Raw genomic sequence first — 26,444 nt, forward strand, 5'->3', positions numbered from 1 at the left:
TTGCTCGATGGACTTCGTTCTGCGCAGACCGGTGTTGCGCGAACCGGGTGCGTCCTTGCCGTCGATGGTCACCGTCGAAACTCCTCACGTCCTCCGGGCGGCCGTCGACCGCCCGAGGTCATCGTCACACGAACAGTGAACTCGGCGGGACGTATCCGCCAGCGTGTCGGGGCCGTCAGATCCCGCCGACGCCCGCCACGAACACGCGAGCCGAGTCGGTGAGAGCACACAGCTGCGGGTCCGGATCGGACGCGGCGATCCAGACGGCACTTCCCCGCTCCACGACCAGGGTGGACTCACCCGAGGACACCTGTACCCGACCGTCGACACACAGGACGATGCGCGGCGCGGCGTCACCGTCGTGCGCGAGCGTCCACGGCTCACCGTCGCCGGACGCCGCGGACAATTCGACACCGACGAGTGCGAACTCCGGTGCCGGCGTGGGATAGCGCACCACGTGCGGACGGCTGGTGTCGGCGACGAGGACCGGTGAGTCGAGCGGCTCGAAGTCGAGCACCCGCAACAGTTCCGGGACGTCGACGTGCTTGGGCGTGAGTCCCCCACGCAACACGTTGTCCGAGTTGGCCATGATCTCCACCGCGGTTCCGCGCAGGTACGCGTGGAGGTTTCCGGCGTCCAGGTACAGAGCTTCGCCCGGCTGCAGCGTGACCCGGTTGAGCAGCAACGCCGCGAGCACGCCCGCATCGCCGGGGTAGTACTCCCCCAATTCCAGTGCGGTGCGCAGTTCCGGCACGAAGGTGCGGTCCCCGGTCTGCTCGGCACGTTCGAGAGCGCGGACGCACGCGTCCAGCACGGCCGGCAGCACGGAGTCCAACGCCCGCTGCGGCAGAGTGATCCACGAGGTGAAGAGGGTGCGCAGGCCGCTCGAATCAGGTTGCGCGGCAAGCATCTCGAGGTAGGGACGCAGCTCGTCCGCATCGAGCCGACCGAACAGCTCCACCGTCTCGGCGGGACTGCGGAACCCGGCGAGCGCGTCGAACTCCGTCAGGGCGACCACGAGCTCGGGCTTGTGGCTGGCGTCCTTGTAGTTCCGGACGGAGGCGTCGAGGGGCACGCCCGCGGCGTTCTCCCGTCGGAAACCCTCGCGCGCCTGGTCCGAGGACGGGTGAGCCTGCAGCGACAGCGGCTCCTCGGCCGCCAGGAACTTCACGAGGAACGGCAGGCGCGGACCGTGCCGCTCCACCACACCGGTTCCGAGCAGTCCGGTCGGATCGGAGTCGATGGCCTCGAGCAGCGAGACCCGACCGCGCGGCGTGACGAGATGCGCCGGGTCGCCCGGATGAGCACCGAACCACATCTCCGCCTCGGGATGCCGGGTGGGTGCGGGGACGCCGCGCAGTTCGGCGAGAGCCGTGCGCGAACCCCACGCGTAGGACCGTGCTGTTCCGTCGAGGAGATTCACCGACCACCACCTGCCGTCGTCATCGCTGCGAACCCGGACACGGCTGGGGTCACTCCCTGCCTCCCGAGGCCTGAGAATTCGAGAGTTGGAGATAGGCCGCCGCGGCCTCGATCCGCACCGCCAGGACGAGCGCCCTGCGCAGCGACGCCCCGACCGGCGTCGTGGGACCGGGCACCGCGGCGGGCGCGGGCGCCTCCAGATCCGTGCGGGGACCACCGTCGTCGTCGGCGCGCACCACGTCGACCTCACCCAGGACGGCCACCCGACGGCGGACCAGACTGTCGTCGGGGTCGGTCGACACGGTGAACACCCGAACGGGATCGGCCGGGGGTGGACCGTCGAGTTGGTCGTCGTGGAACAGCGGGTCGTAGTCGACACTGCCGCTCTCGGCGGAGTCCCCACCGATCGCGCCGAGGTCGTGGATCACACCGACGGCATCGGAGAGTTCGGTGGCCGCCGCCACGACGCCCGCGGCACGCAGCAGGGACGCGGCTCCGTGCCGGGCCACCTCGGTCGCCACCACGCCGTCACCGGTCATGAGGACCCGACGACCCGCCATCCGGGACGCCAGACCTTTCGCGGGATTCTGGAACACCTCGACGGACGCGTGGTGCCGCATGGCCTCCGCGTCCACCGCATCGGCCACCGCGTCGAGGTCACCGACCGACGACGCCGGGTCCACCGCAGCGAGAACCGCGGCCATCACCGCGACGTGCCGGGCGTAGGAGTTGCGATCGAGGACACGGACTCGCGGCGGGAAGGACACCACCCGGCCGGCGCCGGCGTCCGCGACAGGACCCTCGTCCGGTACGGCCACCACGACCTCGGCACGCCGACGTACCCCGGCGGCGACGGACTCTGCGATGGCCGGATCGCCGGCGTCGTCGCCGGCCACCACCACGACGTCCAGGGGTCCGACCCACGGCGGGGTGGCGGGGAGCGAGACGACCGGCACGCCGGCGGTCGGAGCGAGAACCGCGGCGACCAGCGCCGACGCCCTCCGGGCGGGACCGGACGCGGCGACGAGCACGACACTGCGGGGACGCAGACCGTCCAGCGGCGCCAGCAGGCCCTCGCGGACGGCGGACGCGGTGGCGCGGATCTGTGCGCCGGCCAGCGCGGCGGAGTGCAGTGCGCCCAACGAGTCCGCAGCCAGTATCGCGCTCGCGTCGTCGAGATCGACGTACGCCGAAGGAGCAGTCATGGGCACCTCACCCGCCTCTCTCGTTCCGTATCCCCCACTATGACAGTCCGCAACCGTCACGCGCGGACGATGCTCAGGATCTCCGTCGTCAGGCGGTCCACGTCCTCGGGGGTGCGTGCCTCGACATTGAGTCGGAGCAGGGGCTCGGTGTTGGAGGCGCGGAGGTTGAACCACGCGCTGTCACCGAGATCGACCGTCACACCGTCCAGTTCGTCGGTGGAGACGGTGCGATCGGCGAACGCCGCGACCACCGCGGCGGTGCGCTCACGAGCGTCGGCCACCGTCGAGTTGATCTCGCCCGATGCCGCGTACACCTCGTACTTGCGCATCAGGGCGGACAACGGCTCGTCCTGTGTCCCGAGCGCGGCGAGCACGTGCAGCGCTGCGAGCATGCCCGAATCGGCGCCCCAGAAGTCGCGGAAGTAGTAGTGCGCCGAGTGCTCGCCGCCGAACACCGCGCCGGTCTCGGCCATCAGTGCCTTGATGAACGAGTGGCCGACCCGGGTGCGCACGGCGGTACCGCCGAGCTGCTCCACCAACTCGGGCACCGACCGTGAGGTGATGAGGTTGTGGATGATGGTCGAGGAGGGGTGCTTGCCCAGCTCCCGCTCGGCCACCAGCGCGGTGATCGCGGACGGTGAGACGGGCTCGCCGCGTTCGTCCACCACGAAGCAGCGGTCCGCGTCGCCGTCGAACGCGAGGCCGATGTCCGCGCCCGTCTCGGTGACGAACTTCTGCAGATCGACGAGGTTCGCCGGCTCCAGCGGGTTCGCTTCGTGGTTGGGGAACGTGCCGTCGAGTTCGAAGTACAGGGGGTGCACGGTCACCGACGTCGGGTCCAGGACCGCGGGCACCGTGTGCCCGCCCATGCCGTTGCCGGCGTCCACCGCGACCGACAGCGGACGGATGTCGCTGATGTCCACGAGGTCGCGCACGAACGTGGCGTAGTCCTCGAGCACGTCCTGCTCGCTGATCGTGCCCGGCGCACCGTCGAACGTCGGGACGCCGTCGATGATCTCGGCCGAGATGGTGGCGAGTCCCGAGTCCTGGCCGACGGGCTTCGCGCCGGCCCGGCACAGCTTGATCCCGTTGTACTTCGCCGGGTTGTGGCTGGCGGTGAACATCGCACCGGGGCAGTCGAGCCGACCGGAGGCGAAGTAGAGCTGGTCGGTCGACGCGAGGCCGATGAGAACGACGTCGAGACCCTGTGAGGTCACCCCTCGCGCGAAGGCGGCCGACAGTGCGGGAGACGAGTCGCGCATGTCGTGCCCGACCACGACGCGCTGCGAGACGCCCTCGCCGCGTACGAGTCTCGCAAAGGCGGCCCCCACGTCGGCGACGAAGTCCTCGTCGATCTGCTCTCCGACGACACCGCGCACGTCGTACGCCTTGATGACGCTGTGAACCAGGTCAGCTGGTCGGGCCACTGCACACTCCTGCATCTGGGACGAACCGGACGGATCACGCACGACGACGAGTCGGCGAGACCATGCTGGGAGCCTAGTGCCCGGGGGCGACGCGCGAGCAGTCCTGCAGCCCGACGCCGCGCGCAGGAACAGTCGTTCAGCTGGTGGGGTCGGGCAGAACGCGCAGATGTCCGCGTCGACCCGTGCGTGTCGGCGCGGCGGCCGGTACGTCGGCGGAGGTGCGCGTGTCGGACGACGAACCACGTCGACCGAGGGACGGAGCGGGACGCTCACGCGCACCGGCCTCGCGGACGGCCTCGGCGAGTGCGGTCAGATCGTCGTCGTCGGGGCTGGACGTGGAGAACCCACCCTCGTAGCGCACCATCTCCCACCCCTTGGGGGCGGTGATCGACGAACCGTGCACCTCGCACAGATCCCAGGAATGGGGCTCGTCCACGGTGGCGAGAGGTCCGACGACGGCGGTCGAGTCGGAGTACACGTACGTCAACGTCGCGACGGCCGGTCTCTTGCATCCCGGTCGGCAGCATCCCCGCACAGCTCTCACAGGTCGAACCCTAGCGCGTGTCCTCCGGCATGCCTCGCAGGACACGGTCGTAGCATGGGCGCGTGTCGTTCACCGGATCCTCTCAACCCCGCGGCCGCGCCGGCGGCCGTCCCGGACGGGAACATCGGGCGTCCAGCTCGCGGTCCGCGGCGCGGCGCGGTCGCGGAATGCGCGGCACCCTGTTCCCCGACACGGTGCCCGCACGCAGGTCTCGCGCCGAGAAGTTCGATGCGGCGGTGCTGGACGCGTTCGCCGAGATCGACCGCAAGTGGCACGACCGGCTGACGAAACTGGACATCGCCGTCGACGACGTGCCGAAGATCCGTGCGGTGGACCCGGAATCGGTGAACTGGCCACCCGAGGTCGTGGCCGAGGGCCCGGTGCCGTTGTCGAGACTCGTTCCGGCGGGAGTGGACACGCGCGGAGCGACGACGCGGGCTCGGATCGTGCTGTTCCGTCGGCCCCTCGAGCGGAGAGCACACGACTCGCTGGAGCTGACGGACCTGGTGCACGACGTGTTGGTGGAGCAGGTGGCGACCTACCTGGGGGTCACGCCCGAGGTGGTCGACCCCGACACCGAGGACGACTGACACCCCGGCGCATGCGGCGCGTCGTTCGGCGGCTGCGGTGACGCGACGCGTCAGATGATGCCGCGCTTGAGGCGGCGACGTTCGCGCTCGGACAGCCCACCCCAGATGCCGAACCGCTCGTCGTGCGCCAAGGCGTACTCGAGGCAGTCGTCCTTCACCTCGCACCCGAGGCAGATGCGCTTGGCCTCGCGCGTCGAGCCGCCCTTCTCCGGGAAGAACGCCTCGGGATCGGTCTGAGCGCACAGAGCGCGCTCCTGCCACTGATCCTCGAGCGGGTCCATGTCGCCCGGCACCAGACTCAGATGCAGTGCGGGCGCAGGCATTCCGAGGCTCGTGAGCGGCGGGTCGACGTCGTCGACCGAGACGTCCTCCGGGTCGATCCCGTCCACGGGTTCCGCCGGGGCGTCCTCCGTCACGGCATCCACGTGCAGTACGTCGTCGAGTTCCCCGACGGGGGACTCCTGTCGACCGAGGTCGTGGTGTTGTTCCGGCATCACGTCCGCCTCCTCACCTGTTCGAGCGCAGTTGTTGTCGGTCACTTGTGTCGATGATCGACCGCGAAGCCGGATCGAAGAGCGAAGCCTCGTGTCACCATGGGACGTGACGCTGCGGAACGCAGCGCGCGAACTCGTGTCGACTCATGGGAACACGTGTTCGAACGGTGGTTCGCTACAAGCGATTCCGCTGTTCGAACCGTTAATGACATGACTGTGATTAGACACGCCGCGGTGTGTCGCGGTCAAGCGGACCGCTCGATTTGCAATACCATCCGATCTCCGGTTTTCCCGGAAGGCGAGACTTCCCCGGTGTTTCGCGTCGGACACGCCGTGGTTCGCGCCCACCGGCCCGATCGCGCCGACGGCGACCGCCTAGGGTCGAGGGTCATGAAGGTGACTGTGGTGGTGGGCGGCGTCGGTGGCGCGCGGTTCCTCCAGGGGGTTCGAGAACTGCTGGGGCCGGACGGCGACGTCACGGCCGTGGTGAACGTCGGCGACGACGTCTGGATGCACGGCCTGCGCATCACACCCGACCTCGACACCTGCATGTACACGCTCGGCGACGGCATCGACACCGAGCGCGGCTGGGGTCGACGCGACGAGACGTGGAGCGTCAAGGAGGAACTCGCGGCGTACGGGGCCCACCCGGACTGGTTCGGGCTCGGGGACCGCGACATCGCGACGCATCTGATCCGGACGCGCATGCTCCGCACCGGGTACCCGCTGTCCGCAGTCGTGGAGGCCCTGTGCGACAGGTGGTCTCCGGGTGTCCGCCTGCTGCCCGTCACGGACGACCGCAGCGAGACCCACGTGGTGATCACCGATCCCGACGACGGCACCGACAAGGCCGTTCATTTCCAGGAGTGGTGGGTGCGCTACCGCGCTGCTGTGACGACTCACAGTTTCGCGTACGTCGGAGCGGACAAGGCGACCCCGGCGGACGGCGTCGTCGAGGCGATCGAGACCGCGGACGCGGTACTGCTCGCACCGTCCAACCCGGTGGTCAGCATCGGCGCCGTCCTGGCGGTGCCCGGCATCCGCTCCGCACTGCGCACCACACCCGCGAAGGTCGTCGGGCTCTCCCCCGTCATCGACGGCAAGCCGTTGCGCGGCATGGCCGACGAGTGCCTGTCCGTCATCGGTGTGGAGACGACGGCCGAGGCCATCGGCCGCCACTACGGCGCCCGCTCGGCGGCCGGCATCCTCGACGCCTGGCTGATCCACGAGACCGACACCGCCGACGTTCCCGGCGTGGACGTGCGCGCGGTACCTCTGCTCATGACCGAGCCCGCGGTGACCGCACGGATGGCGCGCGCCGCGCTCGAGGCAGCGGGCGTCCTGTGACCCGATCCGACGGTCCCGGCGATCATGCACCGGGCGGTTCGATCGAGGTGATTCCCGTCGCGGGACTCCCCGAGTTCCGGCCGGGCGACGACCTGGTGGCAGCAGTCGTCACGGCAGCACCGTGGCTCGCCGACGGCGACGTCCTGGTGGTCACGAGCAAGATCGTCTCCAAGGTCGAGGGACGCCTGGTGACCGCGCCGACCGACCCGGAGGCGCGGGACTCACTGCGCCGCATCCTCGTCGAGCAGGAGGCCGTGCGCGTCCTCGCCCAGCGCGGTCGCACGCTCATCACCGAGAACCGCCTCGGCATCGTGCAGGCCGCGTCCGGCATCGACGGATCCAACGTGTCGACGGACGAGTTGGCCCTGCTCCCCGAGGATCCCGACGCGTCCGCCCGGGCACTGCGCGACGGTGTACGCCGTTCGCTGGGCGTGGCCGTCGCCGTCGTCGTCACCGACACGATGGGCCGCGCGTGGCGGAACGGCCAGACGGACAACGCGATCGGATCGGCCGGGTTGCCCGTCCTGCACGCCTACGCCGGTGGTCGCGACGCGCAGGGCAACGAGCTGATGGTCACCGAGGTCGCGCTCGCGGACGAGCTGGCATCCGCTGGGGATCTGGTGAAGGGCAAGCTCGGCTCGGTTCCCGTCGCCGTGGTCCGGGGTCTGCACTACGCCGACGACGGCTCCTCCGCCCGCGATCTGGTGCGGCCGGGCGAGGACGACCTCTTCTGGTTGGGAACGCAGGAGGCGCTGCGACGAGGTGCACTCGGCGCGGTACCCGCTCGTCGCTCGGTACGCGAGTTCGACTCGGCCCCGGTCGATCCCGCTGTCGTCGAGGCCGCCGTGGCGGACGCCGTCACCGCGCCGGCTCCCCATCACTCCCACCCGATGCGCTACGTCGCCGTCCGGACACCGGCGGTGCGCACCGCACTGCTCGATGCGATGGCAACGCGGTGGCGCGCCGATCTCGAGCGAGACGGACGGACCGCGGACTCGATCGAAGCCCGTCTGGCACGCGGTGATCTGCTGCGCACCGCGCCGGAACTGATTCTGGCGTTCGCGGTGCTCGACGAGGCGCACGACTATCCGGACGCGGAACGGCAGTCCGCGGAGACCGTCATGTTCACGGTGGCGGCGGGCGCGTCGGTGCAGGCGTTCCTGGTGTCCCTCGCGGCGCGCGGCCTCGGCAGTTGCTGGGTCGGGTCGACCATCTTCGCCGCCGACACCGTGCGCGAGACGCTCGATCTACCCGCCGACTGGCATCCCGTCGGGGCCGTCGCCGTCGGGCACCCGCTCACTCCCCCGTCGCCCCGCGCGCCGACGCCGCCCGGCTCCGCGTTCCGAGAACTGTGAGGAACCGTCCGTGAGCGCCGAGAGCCTCCACGAGTCCGCGAGAGAACTGCTCCACACCTGGTCGACCACCGAGCCGCACGACGACTCGATGCGCCACACGATGCTGGCGTTCCTCGACAGTGCGCCGCGTGGCTGTCTCCGCGAGAACGTGGCCGGTCACGTCACCGCGTCGGCGCTGGTGCTCGATCGGAGTGGGTGCCACGTGCTCCTGACGCTGCACCCGCGGGTCGGACGATGGCTCCAACTGGGCGGACACTGCGAGGTCGACGACGAGACCGTCCGGGACGCGGCTCTCCGCGAGGCGCGTGAGGAGAGCGGCATCGACGACCTGGTTCTCGAGCCGGAGCTGCTCTCCATTCACACACACCCGATCACGTGTTCGCTCGGCGAGCCGACGCGCCATCTCGACCTGCGCTTCGTCGTACGCGCTGCGGACGGTGCACACATCGTCCGCAGCGCGGAGTCGAACGACCTGCGGTGGTGGCCCGTCGACGACCTCCCCGACGGGGAGGCGGGCGCCGAACGAGACGCGTTGCAGGACATGATCTCCCGCGCGGCGGCTCGCTGAGCCTCGGGCGCCCTGGATTCTCGGACGCCCTGGATTCTCGGACGCCCTGGATCCTCAGACGTCGGTCGAGAAGCGCACTCCACCGTCGGGCAGCGTCACTCCGGGCCACACCCGGGCGCCGCGGAGCAGCTCGCACCGCGCGCCGATGTTGGCTCCGTCGCCGATGACGGCGTCGCGCACGAGTGCCCGCGGTCCGATGCGCGCACCGAATCCGAGGATCGATCGTTCGACCACCGCGCCGGCCTCGACCACGGCACCGTCGAAGAGGACGGCACCGTCGAGACGGGCGCCCGCTCCCACCTCGGCGCCGCGTCCGACGACCGTGCCGCCGATCAGCAGCGCGCCGGGCGCGACGCCCGCGCCGGGATGGACCAGCGACTCGCCCCGCGTCCCCGTCAGCGCAGGCGACGGTGCGATTCCGCGCACGAGGTCGGCGGAGCCCTTCACGAAGTCCTCCGGCGTACCCATGTCGCGCCAGTAGGCGGCGTCGACGTGTCCGAAGACTCGCTTGTCCTCGGCCAGCAGTGCGGGGAACACCTCACGCTCGACGGACACCGGACGATCGGACGGGATCTTCTCGATGATCTCCCGCTTGAACACGTAGCAGCCGGCGTTGATCTGGTCCGTCGGCGGATCCTGGGTCTTCTCGAGAAACGCGGTGACACGGCCGGACTCGTCGGTGGGCACGCAGCCGAACGCACGCGGGTCACCGACGCGGACGAGGTGCAGGGTGACGTCCGCCTCGGTGGTGCGGTGGGTGTCGAGCACGCCGCGCAGATCGGTACCGCCCAGCACGTCACCGTTGAAGACCATGACGTTGTCGGCGCGGAGCCGGGGCAGGACGTTGCGGATGCCACCGCCGGTGCCCATCGGCTCCTCCTCGAACACGTACTCGAGCTCGAGGCCGAGTGCGCTGCCGTCACCGAAGTGCTGCTCGAACACCTCCGACTTGAAGGACGTGCCGAGCACCACGTGATCGATCCCGGCATCCTTGATGCGCGCCAGGAGATGGGTGAGGAACGGCAGACCTGCCGTGGGCAGCATCGGTTTGGGGGCGGAGAGCGTGAGCGGACGCAGTCGCGTGCCCTTTCCTCCGACCAGAACTACGGCATCGGTCGCCGGAGCAGTCATCGCGTATCGCCTTTCTCAGAAACTTCTCACGAGCTCGAACCTGACCCGACCGTGTCGTCGCGTTGCCGCAGTGCAGCAGTCACGACCACCCTGGACCGCAACGCCAGTCCGGCGCGCAACGTCCACCGGAGAGGAGCTTGCCATCTCCGCGGGTGTCTATCAGCTTGGAAGCGGTAGGCGCTGCGGTGGTGCGCCGGCAACATCGACTCCGGATGACGCCCCGCGGCATGACCTTTGGCGTGCGTCACGACGGCCGTGGGCACGTAGATGTTGGTCCAGCCCGCTCGTCCGAGGCGATCTCCGAGATCGACGTCCTCCATGTACATGAAATACCGGGAATCGAACCCGTCCACCGAGTCGAACGCGGCACGGCGCAGCAACAGGCACGAGCCGGACAGCCACCCGACCGACCGCTCGCTGACCTCGTCGTTGTCCTGCCGGTAGCGCTGCGTCCACGGATTCGACGGCCACACCGAACCGAGCAGTGCGTGCAGCGACCCGGACGTGAGATCGGGAACGCGGCGGGCGGACGGGTAGCGCGAACCGTCCGGCTCGAGGATGAGGGGCCCGAGCGACCCGGCCCGCGGATGCCGTTCGGCGGCCGCCAGCAGCTCGTCGATCGACCCGGGGCCGAACTGGACGTCGGGATTGACGACCATGACGAACTCGGTGGCCGGATCCACCTCGGCGACAGCGCGATTGGCGGCGCCGCCGTAGCCGATGTTGGCTCCGGTGCGCAGCAATCGGACGTTGTCGTACGCGGCCTCGGCCGCCTCGGGCGCGCCGTCGGTGGACCCGTTGTCCGCGAGAATCACCGACACCGGCCGCGTCGTCGCATCCCGCAGGGACTCGAGGAATGCGTCGAGGTGCTCGCCGGGCGAATAGGTCACCGTCACGACGGCCAGGGGGGCACTCACGCCGGTCACCCTACTGGGCGGCTCCGGGCGGGTCCGCGACCGCCCGAGCCGCCAGCGCGGCCGTCAGCGCGTCGCGCCAGGGCCGCAGCGGGGTCAGCCCGGCACCCTTCCAGGCCGCGGGCGAGAGCACCGAGTAGGCGGGACGCGGCGCCGGCCGCACGTAGCGATCACTGCCGCACGGGTGAACACGGTCGGGATCGGCGCCCACGGTCTCGAAGGTCGCCCGAGCGAGGTCGAACCAGGACGCCGTCCCGGCGTTGGTGGCGTGCAGGATCTGCGGCAGCGCTCGCGGCGACGTCGCCGCCTCGAGGAGCGCGTCCGCGAGATCACCCGAGTACGTCGGCGAACCCACCTGGTCGTTCACGACGTCGAGGGTCTCCCGCTCGGCCTCGAGCCGGAGCATCGTGGCGACGAAGTCGGAGCCGGTGCCGGTGTAGACCCACGCGGTCCGCACGATCGTCGCGGACGGCAACGCCTCCAGGACGGCCCGTTCCCCCGCCAGCTTGGTGCGCCCGTAGGCGGTCGCCGGCGCGGTGGGATCGTCGGGTTCGTACGGGGTCCGCGCGTCTCCGGCGAACACGTAGTCGGTCGAGACGTGCACGAGACCTGCACCGACCTCGGCGCACCGCTCGGCGAGCAGGCGCGGTCCCACCTCGTTCAGCAGTGCGGCGCGGTCCTCCTCGGTCTCCGCCGCGTCGACCGCCGTGTGCGCTGCGCAGTTGATCACCACGGTGCCCGGCACCACGGCGGCGGCGATCGACTCCGGATCCGTGATGTCGAGGTCGGCCGATCCGAAGCCGAGCACGCGGGCCCCGCGGTACCCGTCCCGCGCGCGGTCGACGAGTCGGCGACCGAGCTGACCTCCGGCTCCGGTCACCACGATCGTCCTGTCCGAACTCTGCTCTGCGTCGGTGGTCACAGCGACAGAGTGTGGCACGCCGTGGCGGGTTGCGCGGAGCACGGCGACCCTGCCGTTAGCCTGGGGATCGTGACGGATTCTGTGACGGGCCCCGGGACACCGCGCGATCCGTACAGACCTCGGACACAGCGCGGTGCGCAGCGGCGACCCGATTCTCGCGAGTCGGAACCGGGTGCGCGGCGCTCCTCCACCCGCTCCGACCGGGGGCGTCGACCTCCGACCAGCCACCGCCCCTCGCGGACACCGGGGCACTCCAATGCCGGCCGGATCGCCGTCGCACTGTTCTCCGCCGGCGCGTTGCTGGTGACGGGTGTGGCATGGCAGAGCATCGACTCGCTGCGCAGCAACCTCGCGACGGTGTCGAACCTTGATCTCGGCGACGGGGCCGACGGTGCGGTCGACATCCTGCTCGTGGGCACCGACAGCAGGACCGACGCGCACGGCAACGCGCTCTCGCAGAACGAGCTCGACTCGCTCCGCGCCGGCGACGAGGTGGCCAACAACACCGACACCATCATTCTGATCCGCGTTCCCAACGACGGATCGTCCGCGTCGGCGATCTCGATCCCGCGCGACGCCTACGTGAACGTGCCCGGCATCGGCGACAGCAAGATCAACGCCGCGTACGGAGCCACCAAGGAGGAGAAGCGCCTCGAACTCGTCGAGAGCGGGGTGCCCGACGCCGAAGCCGACAGCGAGTCGACGCTCGCGGGCCGCAAGGCGCTCATCGACTCCGTCGCGGGCCTCACCGGCGTGACGGTCGATCACTACGCCGAGGTCGGGCTGCTCGGATTCGTCCTGCTCACCGATGCCGTCGGCGGCGTCGACGTGTGTCTGAACGCGCCGGTCGACGAGCCCCTCTCGGGCGCGCGCTTCGCGGCCGGGCAGCAGACGCTCTCGGGTGCCGACGCCCTCAGCTTCGTGCGCCAGCGCCACGATCTCCCCCGTGGCGATCTCGACCGCATCGTCCGTCAGCAGGTGTTCATGGCGTCGCTGGTCCGCAAGGTGCTCAGCGCCCGCACGCTCAGCAACCCCGGCACGTTGGGGCAGCTCGGGTCGGCCGTGCAGCGCTCCGTCACCATCGACGACGACTGGGACGTCCTCGACTTCGCCACGAAGTTGCAGGACGTCGCCGGCGGCGCGGTCACCTTCGACACCATTCCCGTCGCGGACATCAACGGCGTCACCGACTACGGCGAGTCGATCGTCGCGGTCGACCCCGTCGAGGTCCAGACGTGGGTGCGAGGCCTCATCGGCGACGCGGCGCCGTCCGAGAGCGTGACGCCGACGCCCACCGTTCCCGACATCGACGCCTCGAGTGTCACCGTGGACGTCGCGAACGACAGCGGCGTCGACGGTCTGGCGTCCTCGGTCTCCGACACTCTGTCGGGCGAGGGCTTCGTTCCGGGCGAGGTCGGCAACAACGAGGGTGCGAGCGTCGACCGGACCACCGTGTACGCCGCGTCGTCGGACGGTGACGCCGCGGCGGCCGTCGCCGCGCGGGTCGGCACCGACCGGACCGAGACCGACGACTCGCTGCCGTCCGGGACCGTGCGCGTCGTGCTGGCCTCCGACTACTCCGCTCCCGCAGCGGCGGGATCGCTTCCGGCCGGTGTCTCGCCCGCAGGCGACACCGCCACCCCGGCTCCCGCGGCCGCGGACCCGATCGACGCCGGGTCCACGGGGCCCCCAGTGCGTCAACTGATCGGGCCCGTTCGGAAGAATGTCGTCGATGACCTCAGGTGGCACGACGCTCACGGACGCGCTTCTCGGACCCATCCTCGCGGCGGACGCGGCGGGACCGCGCATCACCTACTACGACGACTCGACCGGTGAGCGCATCGAGTTGTCCGCGCTGACTCTGGCCAACTGGGCCGCGAAGACGGCCAACTTCCTCAGAGACGAGCTCGGTGTGTCGCCCGGCGACGTCGTCAGCGTCGTGCTCCCCGCGCACTGGCAGACCGCCTCGGTGCTGCTCGGCGCGTGGTGGGCCGGCGCCGAGGTGACTCTCCGGCCCGATCCGGACGCGGCGGTCGCACTGGTGACCGCCGCGGGTGTGGAGACCGCCGACGCCGGTGAGGTGGCCGCGCTGTCGCTCGACCCGTTCGGTCGGCCCGTCGACGACCTCCCCCTCGGAGTCACCGACTACGCGACGTCGGTTCGCGTGCACGGCGATCAGTTCGTTCCCGTCGGCGCCGGTCCGGCCCTGGAGGGTCGCTCCGTCCAGGACGTTCTGACCGATGCACAGGGCCGCGCCGCAGCGCGCGGACTGTCGGCGACGGACCGGGTTCTCGCGACCGGGTCGTGGGACGACGCCGACGGACTGCTCGACGGTCTCGTCGCGGTGCTCGCGGCCGGCGCGTCACTGGTTCAGGTGACCGCGCTGGACCCGGCGGCACTCGATCGCCGCGTCGCCACGGAGAAGGTCACGACGGTCCTCGAGTGAGATAACCCCCGTCGCCGAGTCCGGCCTCCACCTCGAAGCGGTTGGCGGCGCCCGGCCGGCGCATCTCCTCCACCAGGTACCGGATCGCGAACGAGAAGCCGTGGCGGGCCCACTGGTCGGCGTGCACGGACTCGTGGCGCAGCATCGCCCGCCGTCGACGGGGATCGACGAGCGCGTGTCCGGTGAGGAACGCTCCGCCGAAACACGTTCCGCCGCGGGCGTATCCGCCTCGCATCGCCTCGCACACGATCAGGTTCGACGACGCGTCGTACGAGATCCGCGAGCGCCACAGACGAGCCCAGGTGAGCGCCGTGGCCGTGACGACGAGCGATTGGAGGCTGCCGCGCGACACCCGTCGCAGCGGGCTCGACCCCCGCGGACCGGAGGACGTCACACCGAGCTCCCACCCGACGCCGCCCACGCGAGAGCCAGTCCACCGGCGCAGGCCAGGACGGAGACGATCACGGTGGTCCCCGCGTTCGCCGCGGCCGCCCGGTGCCGACCCTCCTGCACGAGTCGGACCGTCTGCACGCTCGCGGTGCTGAACGTGGTGTACCCGCCGCAGAACCCGGTGCCGGCGACGGCCTGCCACTCGGCGGGCCGACCGGCGAACAGCACGAGCCCGGCCAGGATGCCGAGAAGGAACGACCCACTGACGTTGACGATCAGAGTCCCCAGGGGGAACGGCCGACCGAAACGAGCCGTCACCTCGCCGTCGACGACGAAGCGGACCACCGCCCCGAGCGCACCCGCGAGCAGCACCGCGGCGACCGTCATGTGCGTGGCCTCCGATGGAGGGTGCCACCGGTCACGATGCCCGCCCAGGCACAGATCAGTCCCGCCACGACTCCGACGGCGGCGTAGGTCAGTGCAGTCGTCGGTGCGCCGTCCCGGAAGAGCTCGACCGTCTCGAGGGCGAACGTGCTGTAGGTCGTGAACGCGCCACAGAAACCGGTGCCCGCCACCAGGCGCACCCACCGACGCCGCCCGGCGTCCGGTCCCGAGCGCGCCAACGCTTCCAGCAGCAGACCGAGGACGAACGCACCGCTCAGGTTGATCAGGAACGTGGCCCACGGCCATCCCGTTCCAGAGTGCGGCACCCAGGACTCCCCCGCGTAGCGGGCACCCGTCCCCGCGGCACCGCCGACGACGACCGCGGCCAGGGCAGCGGGCGTGCGGTGCAGAGGACGGACCGAGTCCGCGGACGCGGTCATTCCAGCAGACTGCGACGCAGCGCCTCGTCCTTGTCCAGCACCATCTGCTCGAGTCCGCGCTGGAACTCGGCCATCCGTCCACGCAGCTGCGGATCGGCGGCACCGAGAATGCGCACGGCGAGCAGACCGGCGTTGCGTGCGCCGCCGATGGAGACCGTCGCGACGGGCACCCCCGCCGGCATCTGGACGATCGACAGGAGCGAGTCCATCCCGTCGAGGTACTTCAGCGGAACCGGGACACCGATGACGGGGAGCGGCGTCGCGGAGGCCACCATGCCCGGCAGGTGAGCGGCACCGCCGGCGCCGGCGATGATCACCTCGACTCCGCGGTCCGCCGCGTCCCGCGCGTAGTCGAGCATGCGCTGCGGCGTCCGGTGCGCGGAGACCACGCCCACCTCGAAGCGGACGCCGAACTCGGCGACCGCCAGGGCGGCGGCCTCCATCACCGGCCAGTCCGAGTCGCTGCCCATGATGATGCCGACCCGGACGGCCGTGCTGTTGCTGTTCTCATCCATGATGCGGATCCCATCCGTCGGTCCAGACGCCGTGCGAGAGCCAGTGCGCGGCACGCTCGGCACGCTCCCGGACCTCGGCGACGTGCTCGGCATCGGACGCGGAGCCGTTCCGCGGGCCCACGATGTTGACGTGGCCGATCTTGCGGTCCTTGCGCTCACCCTTGTCGTAGAGGTGCACCTTGGCGTCGGGCATCCGCGCGAACAGGTGATGCACCCGCTCGTCCATGGTCGAGGACGGCTGCTCCTCGGCGCCGAGGACGTTGGCCATGACGGACACCGGCGCGAGTGGCGCGCAGTCACCGAGGGGATAGTCGAGTACCGCGCGCAGGTGCTGCTCGAACTGCGAGGTCCGGGCACCGTCCTGCGTCCAGTGGCCCGAGTTGTGCGGGCGCATGGCGAGTTCGTTGATCGACAGGGTGCCGTCGACCTTCTCGAACAGCTCCACGGCCATGACTCCCACCACACCCAGCTCGGACGCGATGCGGAGCGCGATGTGCTCGGCGTCCGCAGCCAGGTCCTCGGACAGGCCGGGGGCGGGTGCGATGACGACGGCGCACTGTCCGGACCGCTGCACGGTCTCGACGACGGGCCAGGTCGCTCCCTGCCCGAACGGGGACCGCGCGACCATCGCCGAGAGTTCGCGCGCCATGTCGACACGCTGTTCCGCCATCAGCGGCACTCCGGCGGCGAGCTGGTCGGACACCACGGTGCGCGCCTCGTCGGCGTCGTCGGGCATCCAGACGCCGCGACCGTCGTAGCCGCCGCGCACGGCCTTGATCACGATGCGCCAGTCGTGGGCGTCACCGAAGGCGACGACGTCCTCGACGGACGCCACCTCCGTGAAATCCGGTACCGGTAGTCCCAGTTCCCGCAGGCGAACGCGCATCCGCAGCTTGTCCTGCGCGAAGATCAGCGCCTCGGGAGGCGGCTGGACGTTGACGCCCTCGGCGACGAGGACGTCGAGATGCTCGGTGGGGACGTGTTCGTGATCGAACGTCAGTGCGTCGGCACCGGCGGCGACCGCACGCAGTGCCGCGAGATCGGTGTGCTCGCCGAGCACCACGTCGGCGCTCACCCGAGCCGCCGGATCGTTCTCCCCGGCCGCGAGCACGCGCAGGGTCTGACCCAGCTCGATCGCGGCCTGGTGGGTCATCCGTGCGAGCTGTCCTCCGCCGACCATCGCGACGACGGGCAGGGACGAGGTGCGCTGCCGCGGCGGGTCGGTGCGCGGGGTCTGCTGGGGGATGTCCGAATTCACGGTGTCTCCTGCTGTCACGCCGCTCATCGTGTCACGAGTCCGATTAGTGTTTGGTCACTGCTCTTCGTAAAGTGGGTCACCGTGCCTCTGATCGACCGTGTGGTTGCCGGTATCCCGCAGCCGTTCCGAAGCATCGCCCTCCGCCACTCCGAACTGATCAAGTTCGCGATCGTCGGCGCGACCACGATGGTGTTCGACCTCGCGATCTTCTACTCACTGAGCCTCACCGTGCTCGAGTCGAAGCCCGTCGTCGCCAAGATCTTCTCCGGCGTGATGGCGACGATTCTCAGCTACATCCTCAACCGCGAGTGGTCGTTCAAGAACCGTGGTGGCCGCGAGCGTCATCACGAGGCACTGTTGTTCTTCACCATCAGTGGCATCGGCGTCATCCTCGCCGCCGCTCCGCTCTGGATCGCGAACAACGTCTTCGACATCCGCGAGGGACAGACCACCCTCACCGCGTTGATCATCATCGACTTCGTCCTCAACTACGTCATCGGCAATCTGCTGCAGATGGTCTTCCGATTCTGGGCACTGCGTCGCTTCGCGTTCCCGGACGAGAACGGCCGCGGAATCATCGCGAATCCGCTGATCGAGGACGAGCCGGACCCCGATCTCGATCCCGACGTCGACCCGGACGACGAGCAGACGCAGTTCATGGGTCACAGCTGACGCGACGCGTCAGGCCACCTCTCCTCACCCACCCGGCGACGGGCCCGCTGGTGCGCTGCCGCTCAGCGGCGACAATAGGTCGACTATTGTCATATCCGGATACACATGGTTTAGTTCTGTCATCCCACTCGTCAGAACCATCCCAGCACCGAGGCGGTAGTCGTCATGAGCGTTCGCGACACGATCATCACGAGAACACAGGCACTGGTCCCGATGGAGCGTCAGATCCAGGGACTGCATCTGTGGCAGCGCGCGAAGAGGCTCGTGGTGAGCGACGGGCAGCCGCACTTCCGTGAGTCCGCGATCCCCGACGTGGCGGAGCTGGACCTGACCGAGATCGACGTCAGCAACCCGTTCCTGTGGCGGCAGGGATCGTGGGAGGCCTATTTCCGGAGACTGCGAGACGAGTCGCCCGTGCACTTCCGGGCCGACAGCGCGTTCGGGCCGTTCTGGTCCGTCACGCGCTACGACGACATCGTCGCAGTCGACCGGGATTTCGAGACGTTCTCGGCGGAACCGCAGATCATCCTGGGCACACCGCCGGAGGGCCTCGACATCGAGATGTTCATCGCGATGGACCCGCCGCGCCACGATCAGCAGCGCGCCGCGGTGCAAGGCGTCGTCGCACCTCGGAATCTGGAGGAGATGGAGGGTCTCATCCGCTCGCGGGTCGCGGAGGTCCTCGACGAGCTCCCGGTGGGCGAGCCCTTCGACTGGGTCGACCGGGTCAGCATCGAGTTGACCTCGCGGATGCTCGCGACGCTGCTCGACTTCCCGTACGAGGAACGACGGAAGTTGGTCGAGTGGACCGATCTGGTGGCCGCGAGCGCGTCGGCCACCGGCGGGTCCACCGACACGGACGCGGCGTATCGGGCCGCGGCGGAAGCAGCGCGCAGTTTCAGTGCGCTGTGGCACGACAAGGCGGCGCGCCTCGCAGCCGGCGAGAAGCCCGGGTACGACCTCATCACCCTCATGCAGCTCTCCGAGGACACGAAGGACCTGATCGACCGCCCGATGGAGTTCCTGGGCAACATCGTCCTGCTCGTCGTGGGCGGAAACGACACCACCCGCAATTCGATGACGGGCGGACTGCTGGCCCTGAACCAGTTCCCGGAGCAGTTCGATCGCCTGCGCGCCGATCCGGGCCTGGTACCGAAGATGGTCCACGAGATCCTGCGGTGGCAGACGCCCCTCGCCTACATGCGCCGCATCGCGACTCGAGACACCGTCCTGAACGGTCAGTTCGTCCGCGAGGGCGACAAGGTCGTCATGTGGTACGCCTCGGCCAACCGCGACGAGCGCACGTTCGACGACCCGGACAGCTTCGTGATCGACCGGCGCAACGCACGGCATCACCTCGCGTTCGGCATCGGCACCCACCGCTGCATGGGAAGTCGGCTCGCGGAGATGCAGCTGCGGATCCTCTGGGAGGAGCTGCTGACGCGCTTCGACGACATCGAGGTCCTCGCGGAGCCGACGCGCGTGCAGTCCAACTTCGTTCGTGGCTACAGCTCCATGATGGTGACGACGACACCGAAGGGCGGGGAGCGTCGACGGCACGGCACCTACCGCACCGACCGGAAGGCCGCCGGCGCCGCTCCCGTGGTGGACACGTCCACCGTCACGCCCCCTCGGCAGCGCCGCGACGGCGACGGAGCAGAGCGGACGCAGCTCGATGTGCGGGTCGCACACCGGCGTACCGCGGCGGAGGGCGTCGTCGAACTCGTCCTCACCGATGCCGCCGGCGGATCGCTGCCGTCCTGGACGCCCGGCGCGCACGTCGAACTGATGCTGCGCCCCGACCTGGTCAGGCACTACTCACTCTGTGGAGATACCGCCGACGAGTCCTCGTGGACGATCGCGGTCCTGCGCGAGCCGGACGGCCGCGGCGGCTCGGCGCACGTGCACGACCACCTGCCGGAGGGAGCCACTCTGCGAGCACGAGGGCCGCTCAACCACTTCGCACTCGATCCCGCACCGAGCTACCTCTTCATCGCCGGCGGCATCGGCATCACACCGATCCGCGCCATGATCGCCGCTGCCCGAGCCGACGGCGCCGAGTGGAACCTGGTGTACACCGGTCGATCTCGTTCGTCCATGGCGTTCCTCGACGAGTTCGACGGCGACGACCGCGTGACGGTCTGGGCCAAGGACGAACGCGGCGAGCGTGTCGATCTCGACACCGTGCTGGGTGAGCCCCGGCCCGAGACCCTGATCTACTGCTGCGGGCCCGGCCCGCTCCTCGATGCCGTGGAGAACGCGTGCGCGGCGTGGCCGGACGGGAGCCTGCGCCTGGAGCGTTTCGCGGCCGAGACCGTCGAGGCACCCGACGACGCGCTCGACTCGTTCGAGGTCGAGTGCGCGCGCTCGGGGGTGACCGTCACCGTCCCCGACGGCACGTCGATCTTCGACGCCGTCGAGAAGGCCGGTGCCGACGTCATCGGGTCGTGCATGGAAGGCATCTGCGGGACGTGCGAGGCCGACGTCCTGAGCGGCACTCCCGACCACCGCGACTCCGTGCTGTCGCGTCGCGAACGCGAACGCGGGGACACGGTCATGATGTGTGTCTCGCGATCGCTGTCGTCGAAGCTGGTGCTCGACCTGTAGTGCGCCGGGCCGGTGGGACCGAGCCGAGTCCGCTCAGGCGAACCCGCGGACCACCCGGTCGATGCGATCCACCGCCTCGTCCACGTCCACGGACGGTTGCACCAGATGGCTCAGCGTCAGTCGAACCACGCAGTCCACCAACGCGTCCGGCGCTCTCTCGCCCACCAACGCACCGACGGCACTGTTCGCGTGGCCCAACACGGCGTCGGGGTGGACCGTGACCAGGGCGAGCAGACCCGAATCGTGCCCCGGCCGCAGAACGGCTGCGAGAGCGACATTGGCCCGACCGTGTTCGAGCACGCCCCGAACGGCAGCGGAGATGCCGTCCTCGAAGCTGTCGGGATGCGCTGCCAGCCCGGTGCGCACCTGCTCCAGGAATCGCTCGACCTCTCGGTCCACGACGGCGCGACCGAGGTCGTCCTTGGTACCCACCTCCTTGTAGAGACTCTGCCGGGGCACCCCGGAACGCTTCGCGACCTCGGTCATGCTCAGGCCGTCCCACCCGCGGTCGGCGATGATCTCCACCCCGGCGTCGAGCACCCGCTCGAGTCGCAGAGTCCGCAGTTCGGAATAGAAGTCGGGCGCAGTCACGTCGCGAGCCTAGGTGAGTCGAGCCGGTCAGCGCGGTTCGGACATCCCGGCCGGGATCACCTGGTCCACGCGTGCCGCGGGCAGGAACACCGCGAAGAGCGCCGGACGTCGGCGCTGCAGTTCGAGTCGTCCCCCGTCCGCCTCGACCAGCGCGCGGGCGAGGGCGAGGCCCACCCCGGTGGATCCGGCGCCGGAGAAGCCACGGTCGAAGATGTGCGGCGCGAGTTCGTCTTTGACACCGGTTCCCTCGTCGGAGACCTCCACGACCACGGGCGGCCGTGGTCCGTCCTGCGCGGGTGCACGCGACTCCCCCACGAGGCGCACCGTGACGACGCAGCGCCCGCCGCCGTGGTCCAGCGCGTTGTGCAGCAGCACCGACACCGCCTCGCGGAGCCGGGAACCCGTGACCAGGGCGGTGACCGACGAGTCGCCGCGCAGCTCGAGGTCGCGCCCGGCATCGGCGAACGGCCCGCGCCAGTCGTCGATGACGGGTTCGAGTTCGCCGCGCACGCGCACGGTCGAGGCGTCGGCCGCGCCGTCACTGCGGGACGACCGCACGAGGTCGTCGATCGCGGTGGTGAGCCGGTCCACCTGGGCCATCGCCTCGTTGGCCTCGGTGACCACCTCGGGATCGGGGTGTCCGGACAGCTCGTCGAGACGCAGGCGCACCGCGGTGAGACGGCTGCGCAACTGGTGGGAGACGTCCGCGACGAGGGAGTGTTCGCGTTGCAGGCGCCCCACGATCTCCACCGATGCGGAGTCCAGCACGTCGGACACCCGGTCGAGTTCGGGAATGCCGTGGCGGGTGGGGTCCTTGCGGAAATCGCCCTCGGCCAGCCGGGCGGCCCGCCCCGCGACGTGCTGCAGGGGCGTGGAGAGTCGACGGGACGTGAGGACGGCGACGACGGTGCCGGCCGCGATCGAGGCCAGGACGACGAGCGCCACCGCGCCGACGGCCTGCTTCTGGGCGGTGCGCATCTCGTCGGACGGCACTTCGAGAAGCAGCGACCCCGAGGTGCCCATCGAGAGGGACTCCTCGATCGGATCCTCGACGGACGGTGCGCCGATGTCCATGCGTGACGCCGGGTTCTCGGGGGTGGGGTAGACGACGACGAGGCGCCCGCCCATGGGCACGACGAGACGCAGCGAGGCGGTGTCGAGGCCGCCGTCCACGCGGCCGTCCCCGCCCTCCTGATCGATGATCTCGGACGCCATGCGCTCGAGCCGGGTGCGCAGGTCGCCGCGAGTGAAGTCCTCGACCCACAGCCAGGCGGTGTAGGTCAACGGGATGCCGAGCAGCATGCCGGTGAGGATGACGACCGCGAGGATCGACTGCAGGATCCGACGCCTCATGCGGTGGCCCGGTCAGTCCGTGTTGATCCGGAAGCCGACGCCGCGCACGGTCGCGATGCGTCGTTCGGCCACCGAGCCCTCGTCGCCGATCTTGCGGCGCAGCCAGGACATGTGCATGTCCAGCGTCTTCGAGCCGCGCAGCTCGGCGTCGCCCCACACCTCGCGCAGAATGGTCTCGCGCGAGACCACCTGACCGGCATGGTCGAGCAGGATCTTGAGAAGTTCGTACTCCTTGTTGGCCAGGGGGATCTCGTGGCCGTCGAGCAGGACGCGCCGTGCGGCGGGTTCGAGGCGCAGGCCGCCCACCTCGATGGTGCCGTCCTCGGAGGCCGCGCCGCGGCGCCGGAGCAGGGCCCGGACCCGCGCCATGAGCTCGGCGACGCGGAAGGGCTTGCTCACGTAGTCGTCGGCTCCCGCGTCGAGACCGACGACGAAGTCGACCTCGTCGGTGCGTGCGGTGAGCATCAGGACGGCGAGGTCGGACCTGGTGGCGCGGATCTGCCGGCACACCTCGAGGCCGTCCATCCCGGGGAGCCCGAGATCGAGGATCAGGAGATCGAACGAGCCTTCCAGGGCGCGCGAGAGCGCTGCCGGGCCGGTCTGCTCGACCGTCACCGTGTACCCCTCTCGTCCGAGTGCGCGGGACAGCGGGGTCGCGATGGCTTCATCGTCTTCGGCGAGCAGGACTTCGGTCACCGGACCACCCTACGTAGTGCGCGCCGGACCGAGATCGTCTCCGTCGTCCCAGCCGTGATTCTGGGAGTCGAAGACCTGGTGGTACAGCAGGGAGTGGACCCGCTCGACGTCGGGGATGTCGTCGAACTCGAGGGGGTCGTCGGAGCTCGCCACGATCACCAGGGTGCCGGTCTTCAGGAGCCGGTCGAGAAGACCGTGACGGAACTGCACGTTGGACACCCGGCGTACCGGGATGTCGATGCCCGAGTGCGACAGCACACCCTGGCGGACGAGGACGCGTCGGTCGGTCACGACGAAATGTGTGGACCGCCACCGCAGTACGGGGACAGCGGTGCGCCAGGCGATCAGCCCGAGCCACACCACCGCGACGGCGATCAGCGCGGCGGACCGCGCCGTGGACTCCAGCGACCGTCCGATCAGACCCACGAGGAAGCCCGCGAGAAGTGTCGCGACGAGGAACGTCAGCACCGGCAGCACGAGCATCTTCCAGTGCGGGTGCCGATGCAGGATCAGGTCCTCCTCGTGCCCCAGTGCGTCCTGCGGAAACGACATGCGATTCTCCTGAGGGGAAGGGGCGGTCAGGCGTCGAGCGCGCGGAGGTGAGTGACGTCGCCCGCCGAGACGGCGACCGGCGTGGTGTCCCCCGACTCGGGCACGATCACCACCCGACCGTGCTCGTCGATGTCGGTCGCGACGCCCACCAGCTCGGTGTCGCCCGGCATCGTGACCCGCACGCGGCGGCCGAGAGTATCGCACCGGGAGCGGTACAGCTCCGCGATCGGCGCGGTGTCCCACCCCGACTCCCGCCACTCGTCCAGTGCCGAACCCATGGCCCGCAGGAAGGCGCGCACCACGGTGCCGCGATCGATCACCGCCGCGCCGGCCAGTTGCAGGGACGTCGCCGTCGGGACGGGCAGCTCCGCCTCGGTGAGGCTGACGTTGATGCCGACTCCGGACACCGCCGTCACGACGGGATGGGTCGAGGCCACCTCCACCAGGATGCCCGCCACCTTGCCTCCGGCGTAGCCGGACGACTCGTCGCCGCGGATGAGGACGTCGTTGGGCCACTTGAGCACCGCGTCGACCTCGGTGACGGTGCGCAGCACGTCGACCACCGCGACACCGGTGAGCAGCGGGAGCCACCCCACCGATCCGGGCGGCACGCCGGGCAGCTTGACCAGCGCCGACACGATGACCTGCGACCGCGCGGGAGCGGTGAACGACCGCGAGTGCCGTCCGCGGCCCGCGTCCTGGACGTCGGCGATCAGCGCGGTGCGGTCACCGGCGGTGTCGGCGACGGCCAACAGGTCCGCGTTGGTCGATCCGGTCCGCGCCACGACGTCGACACGCGACCACGATCCGCGGGGTCCGTCGACGAGTGCGCGCGTGAGCGCACGCCCGTCGAGCGGCGGTCTGTCCAGGTTCTCCCACATGGGGCCGAGCATAGAGACGCGGCCGACGCACCACCCCTGCCACGTCCGGCGGCGCGGCGTCGATACAGTGCTGGTCTATGACGAGTGTTCAGGATGCGTCCGCGCAGGAATCAGTGGCTCGAGAAGAGACGGGGGCTGCCGCACCCGACATCCACACCACTGCCGGAAAGCTGGCCGAGCTCGCCGCCCGCCAGGCCCAGGCCGAGAAGCCCATGGGCGAGGCGGCCGTGGAGAAGGTGCACGCCAAGGGCAAGCTCACCGCCCGCGAACGCATCACCGCGCTCCTCGACGAGGGCTCGTTCGTCGAACTCGACGCCCTCGCCCGCCACCGCTCCGTCAACTTCGGCCTCGCCGACAACCGCCCCTTCGGCGACGGTGTCGTCACCGGCTACGGCACCGTCGACGGCCGCGACGTGTGCGTGTTCTCCCAGGACGCCACCGTCTTCGGCGGCAGCCTCGGCGAGATCTACGGCGAGAAGATCGTCAAGGTCATGGACCTCGCCCTCAAGACCGGACGCCCCCTCGTCGGCATCAACGAGGGCGCCGGCGCCCGTATCCAGGAAGGCGTCGTCTCCCTCGGCCTCTACGGCGAGATCTTCCACCGCAACGTCCGCATGTCCGGCGTCGTCCCCCAGATCTCGCTGATCATGGGACCGGCCGCGGGCGGGCACGTCTACTCCCCCGCCCTCACCGACTTCGTCGTCATGGTCGACAAGACCTCCCAGATGTTCGTCACCGGACCCGACGTCATCAAGACCGTCACCGGCGAGAACGTCACCATGGAGGACCTCGGCGGCGCCCACACCCACATGGAGAAGTCCGGCGTCGCCCACTACGTCGCCTCCGGCGAGCAGGACGCCCTCGACTACGTCCGCGAACTCCTGGGCTACCTCCCCTCGAACAACCAGGCCACCGCGCCCCGCCTTGCCCCCTCGGACCCCATCGACGGGGCCATCGCCGACTCCCTCACCGCCGAGGATCTGGAACTCGACACCCTGATCCCGGATTCGCCGAACACCCCGTACGACATGCACGAGGTCATCCGCCGCATCCTCGACGACGACGAGTTCCTCGAGGTGCAGGAAGGGCGGGCCCGCAACATCATCGTCGGGTTCGGCCGCGTCGACGGGCGCAGCGTCGGCATCGTCGCCAACCAGCCCACCGCGTTCGCCGGCACCCTCGACATCGACGCCTCCGAGAAGGCCGCCCGGTTCGTGCGCACCTGCGACTGCTTCAACATCCCGATCATCACCCTCGTCGACGTCCCCGGCTTCCTGCCCGGCACCGATCAGGAGTTCAACGGCATCATCCGCCGCGGCGCGAAACTGCTCTACGCGTACGGCGAGGCCACCGTCGGCAAGATCACCGTCATCACCCGCAAGGCCTACGGCGGCGCCTACGACGTGATGGGGTCCAAGCACATGGGCGCCGATCTCAACCTCGCGTGGCCCACCGCGCAGATCGCCGTCATGGGCGCCTCCGGCGCCGTCGGCTTCGTCTACCGCAAACGCCTCCTCGAAGCCGCCAAGAACGGTGACGACGTCGACGCACTGCGCCTCGAGCTGCAGAACGAGTACGAGGACACCCTCGTCAACCCGTACGTCGCCGCCGAACGCGGCTACGTCGACGCGGTGATCCCCCCGAGCCACACCCGCGGACAGATCGTCACCGCACTGCGCCTGCTCGAACGCAAGATGGTCACCCTGCCTCCGAAGAAGCACGGCAACATCCCGCTCTAGA

General features: G+C 70.0%; 26 protein-coding genes and 1 pseudogene. 9 read left to right on the forward strand and 18 right to left on the reverse strand.

The genetic code is table 11. The features are described 5' to 3' along the window. Positions 1-175: 175 nt before the first annotated feature. The 4 genes from manA to QE397_RS10990 form a co-directional block, all read right to left on the reverse strand. Positions 176-1,423: a mannose-6-phosphate isomerase, class I gene (gene manA, locus QE397_RS10975; protein ID WP_307093310.1), complete on the reverse strand. Its 1,248-nt coding sequence runs from the start codon at positions 1,421-1,423 to the stop codon at positions 176-178. 49 nt (positions 1,424-1,472) lie between these two features. Continuing rightward, positions 1,473-2,627 (reverse strand): hypothetical protein, encoded by a 1,155-nt coding sequence (locus tag QE397_RS10980; RefSeq protein WP_027506874.1) that lies wholly within the window; start codon positions 2,625-2,627, stop codon positions 1,473-1,475. Between the two features lie 56 nt (positions 2,628-2,683). After that, entirely contained in the window at positions 2,684-4,054 is a 1,371-nt protein-coding gene (locus QE397_RS10985; RefSeq protein ID WP_027506875.1) for a phosphomannomutase/phosphoglucomutase, read from the reverse strand. A gap of 136 nt (positions 4,055-4,190) precedes the next feature. After that, entirely contained in the window at positions 4,191-4,598 is a 408-nt protein-coding gene (locus tag QE397_RS10990; protein WP_027506876.1) for a DUF3499 domain-containing protein, read from the reverse strand. A gap of 167 nt (positions 4,599-4,765) precedes the next feature. Between QE397_RS10990 and QE397_RS10995 the strand changes: the two genes are divergently transcribed. After that, entirely contained in the window at positions 4,766-5,188 is a 423-nt protein-coding gene (locus tag QE397_RS10995) for a metallopeptidase family protein (RefSeq protein WP_051613606.1), read from the forward strand. A gap of 50 nt (positions 5,189-5,238) precedes the next feature. On the opposite strand, the gene QE397_RS11000 is transcribed toward QE397_RS10995, so the two are convergent. After that, positions 5,239-5,469 carry a WhiB family transcriptional regulator gene (locus QE397_RS11000; protein ID WP_197027846.1) on the reverse strand — a complete coding sequence of 77 codons (231 nt, stop codon included), beginning with the start codon at positions 5,467-5,469 and terminating at the stop codon, positions 5,239-5,241. Between the two features lie 603 nt (positions 5,470-6,072). Here QE397_RS11000 and cofD point away from each other — a divergent pair. Genes cofD through QE397_RS11015 form a run of 3 tightly spaced genes read left to right on the forward strand, consistent with a single transcriptional unit; the run spans position 6,073 to position 8,952 of the window. Continuing rightward, positions 6,073-7,029: a 2-phospho-L-lactate transferase gene (cofD, locus tag QE397_RS11005; RefSeq protein WP_027506879.1), complete on the forward strand. Its 957-nt coding sequence runs from the start codon at positions 6,073-6,075 to the stop codon at positions 7,027-7,029. Next, positions 7,026-8,384, forward strand: coding sequence for a coenzyme F420-0:L-glutamate ligase (locus QE397_RS11010; RefSeq protein ID WP_307093312.1), 1,359 nt, complete (start codon positions 7,026-7,028; stop codon positions 8,382-8,384). Before cofD ends, QE397_RS11010 begins: the two co-directional genes overlap by 4 nt. 10 nt (positions 8,385-8,394) lie before the next feature. Continuing rightward, entirely contained in the window at positions 8,395-8,952 is a 558-nt protein-coding gene (locus tag QE397_RS11015; protein WP_307093313.1) for an NUDIX hydrolase, read from the forward strand. A 54-nt stretch (positions 8,953-9,006) separates the two neighbouring features. Here the strand turns inward: QE397_RS11015 and QE397_RS11020 are convergent, their stop codons facing one another. The 3 genes from QE397_RS11020 to rfbD are packed head-to-tail and all read right to left on the reverse strand — an operon-like array spanning position 9,007 to position 11,919. Next, complete coding sequence (locus QE397_RS11020) at positions 9,007-10,083, reverse strand: sugar phosphate nucleotidyltransferase (protein ID WP_027506882.1); 1,077 nt, start codon at positions 10,081-10,083, stop codon at positions 9,007-9,009. Positions 10,084-10,109: 26 nt separating this feature from the next. Next, the gene (locus tag QE397_RS11025) at positions 10,110-11,000 is read right to left on the reverse strand and encodes a glycosyltransferase family 2 protein (RefSeq protein WP_222647020.1); all 891 of its coding nucleotides are present in this window, start codon (positions 10,998-11,000) and stop codon (positions 10,110-10,112) included. 10 nt (positions 11,001-11,010) lie between these two features. Next, on the reverse strand, positions 11,011-11,919 hold the full coding sequence (gene rfbD / locus QE397_RS11030; RefSeq protein ID WP_285188816.1) for a dTDP-4-dehydrorhamnose reductase: 909 nt from the start codon (positions 11,917-11,919) through the stop codon (positions 11,011-11,013). A gap of 267 nt (positions 11,920-12,186) precedes the next feature. On the opposite strand from rfbD, the pseudogene QE397_RS11035 reads away from it, so the two are divergent. Both QE397_RS11035 and QE397_RS11040 read left to right on the forward strand, forming a co-directional pair. Further along, positions 12,187-13,624 (forward strand): annotated as a pseudogene (locus tag QE397_RS11035) (LCP family protein). 27 nt (positions 13,625-13,651) lie between these two features. Further along, positions 13,652-14,365, forward strand: coding sequence for a TIGR03089 family protein (locus tag QE397_RS11040; protein ID WP_307093319.1), 714 nt, complete (start codon positions 13,652-13,654; stop codon positions 14,363-14,365). Here the strand turns inward: QE397_RS11040 and QE397_RS11045 are convergent. Genes QE397_RS11045 through QE397_RS11065 form a run of 5 tightly spaced genes read right to left on the reverse strand, consistent with a single transcriptional unit; the run spans position 14,346 to position 17,379 of the window. Further along, the gene (locus QE397_RS11045; RefSeq protein ID WP_307093321.1) at positions 14,346-14,759 is read right to left on the reverse strand and encodes a hypothetical protein; all 414 of its coding nucleotides are present in this window, start codon (positions 14,757-14,759) and stop codon (positions 14,346-14,348) included. The genes QE397_RS11040 and QE397_RS11045 overlap by 20 nt on opposite strands. After that, positions 14,756-15,142 (reverse strand): fluoride efflux transporter CrcB, encoded by a 387-nt coding sequence (gene crcB / locus QE397_RS11050; RefSeq protein ID WP_307093323.1) that lies wholly within the window; start codon positions 15,140-15,142, stop codon positions 14,756-14,758. Before crcB ends, QE397_RS11045 begins: the two co-directional genes overlap by 4 nt. Next, on the reverse strand, positions 15,139-15,579 hold the full coding sequence (locus tag QE397_RS11055) for a CrcB family protein (RefSeq protein ID WP_307093325.1): 441 nt from the start codon (positions 15,577-15,579) through the stop codon (positions 15,139-15,141). The genes crcB and QE397_RS11055 overlap by 4 nt, the downstream gene beginning before the upstream one ends. After that, positions 15,576-16,094, reverse strand: coding sequence for a 5-(carboxyamino)imidazole ribonucleotide mutase (gene purE, locus QE397_RS11060; RefSeq protein ID WP_307093327.1), 519 nt, complete (start codon positions 16,092-16,094; stop codon positions 15,576-15,578). Before purE ends, QE397_RS11055 begins: the two co-directional genes overlap by 4 nt. Continuing rightward, positions 16,087-17,379, reverse strand: coding sequence for a 5-(carboxyamino)imidazole ribonucleotide synthase (locus tag QE397_RS11065; RefSeq protein ID WP_373425227.1), 1,293 nt, complete (start codon positions 17,377-17,379; stop codon positions 16,087-16,089). The genes purE and QE397_RS11065 overlap by 8 nt, the downstream gene beginning before the upstream one ends. 54 nt (positions 17,380-17,433) lie before the next feature. On the opposite strand from QE397_RS11065, the gene QE397_RS11070 reads away from it, so the two are divergent. Continuing rightward, positions 17,434-18,024: a GtrA family protein gene (locus QE397_RS11070; RefSeq protein ID WP_037186749.1), complete on the forward strand. Its 591-nt coding sequence runs from the start codon at positions 17,434-17,436 to the stop codon at positions 18,022-18,024. 165 nt (positions 18,025-18,189) lie between these two features. Then, positions 18,190-20,631: a cytochrome P450/oxidoreductase gene (locus QE397_RS11075; RefSeq protein ID WP_307093329.1), complete on the forward strand. Its 2,442-nt coding sequence runs from the start codon at positions 18,190-18,192 to the stop codon at positions 20,629-20,631. A gap of 33 nt (positions 20,632-20,664) precedes the next feature. Here the strand turns inward: QE397_RS11075 and QE397_RS11080 are convergent, their stop codons facing one another. From QE397_RS11080 to QE397_RS11100, 5 genes are read right to left on the reverse strand one after another with little or no spacing between them, the layout of a single operon-like run. After that, entirely contained in the window at positions 20,665-21,222 is a 558-nt protein-coding gene (locus tag QE397_RS11080; protein WP_027506893.1) for a TetR family transcriptional regulator, read from the reverse strand. Between the two features lie 27 nt (positions 21,223-21,249). Then, positions 21,250-22,575, reverse strand: a complete 1,326-nt coding sequence (locus QE397_RS11085) for an ATP-binding protein (protein WP_222647012.1) — start codon at positions 22,573-22,575, stop codon at positions 21,250-21,252. Between the two features lie 12 nt (positions 22,576-22,587). Continuing rightward, the gene (locus QE397_RS11090; RefSeq protein WP_027506895.1) at positions 22,588-23,271 is read right to left on the reverse strand and encodes a response regulator transcription factor; all 684 of its coding nucleotides are present in this window, start codon (positions 23,269-23,271) and stop codon (positions 22,588-22,590) included. A gap of 9 nt (positions 23,272-23,280) precedes the next feature. Next, positions 23,281-23,823 carry a PH domain-containing protein gene (locus QE397_RS11095; protein ID WP_222647010.1) on the reverse strand — a complete coding sequence of 181 codons (543 nt, stop codon included), beginning with the start codon at positions 23,821-23,823 and terminating at the stop codon, positions 23,281-23,283. Positions 23,824-23,849: 26 nt separating this feature from the next. Next, complete coding sequence (locus tag QE397_RS11100; protein ID WP_027506897.1) at positions 23,850-24,704, reverse strand: biotin--[acetyl-CoA-carboxylase] ligase; 855 nt, start codon at positions 24,702-24,704, stop codon at positions 23,850-23,852. Between the two features lie 77 nt (positions 24,705-24,781). On the opposite strand from QE397_RS11100, the gene QE397_RS11105 reads away from it, so the two are divergent. Continuing rightward, positions 24,782-26,443: an acyl-CoA carboxylase subunit beta gene (locus QE397_RS11105; protein ID WP_261769639.1), complete on the forward strand. Its 1,662-nt coding sequence runs from the start codon at positions 24,782-24,784 to the stop codon at positions 26,441-26,443. The last annotated feature ends 1 nt before the right edge of the window (position 26,444 follow it).

Source organism: Rhodococcus sp. SORGH_AS_0301 (assembly GCF_030818285.1).
In the GTDB taxonomy this organism is placed as follows: domain Bacteria; phylum Actinomycetota; class Actinomycetes; order Mycobacteriales; family Mycobacteriaceae; genus Rhodococcoides.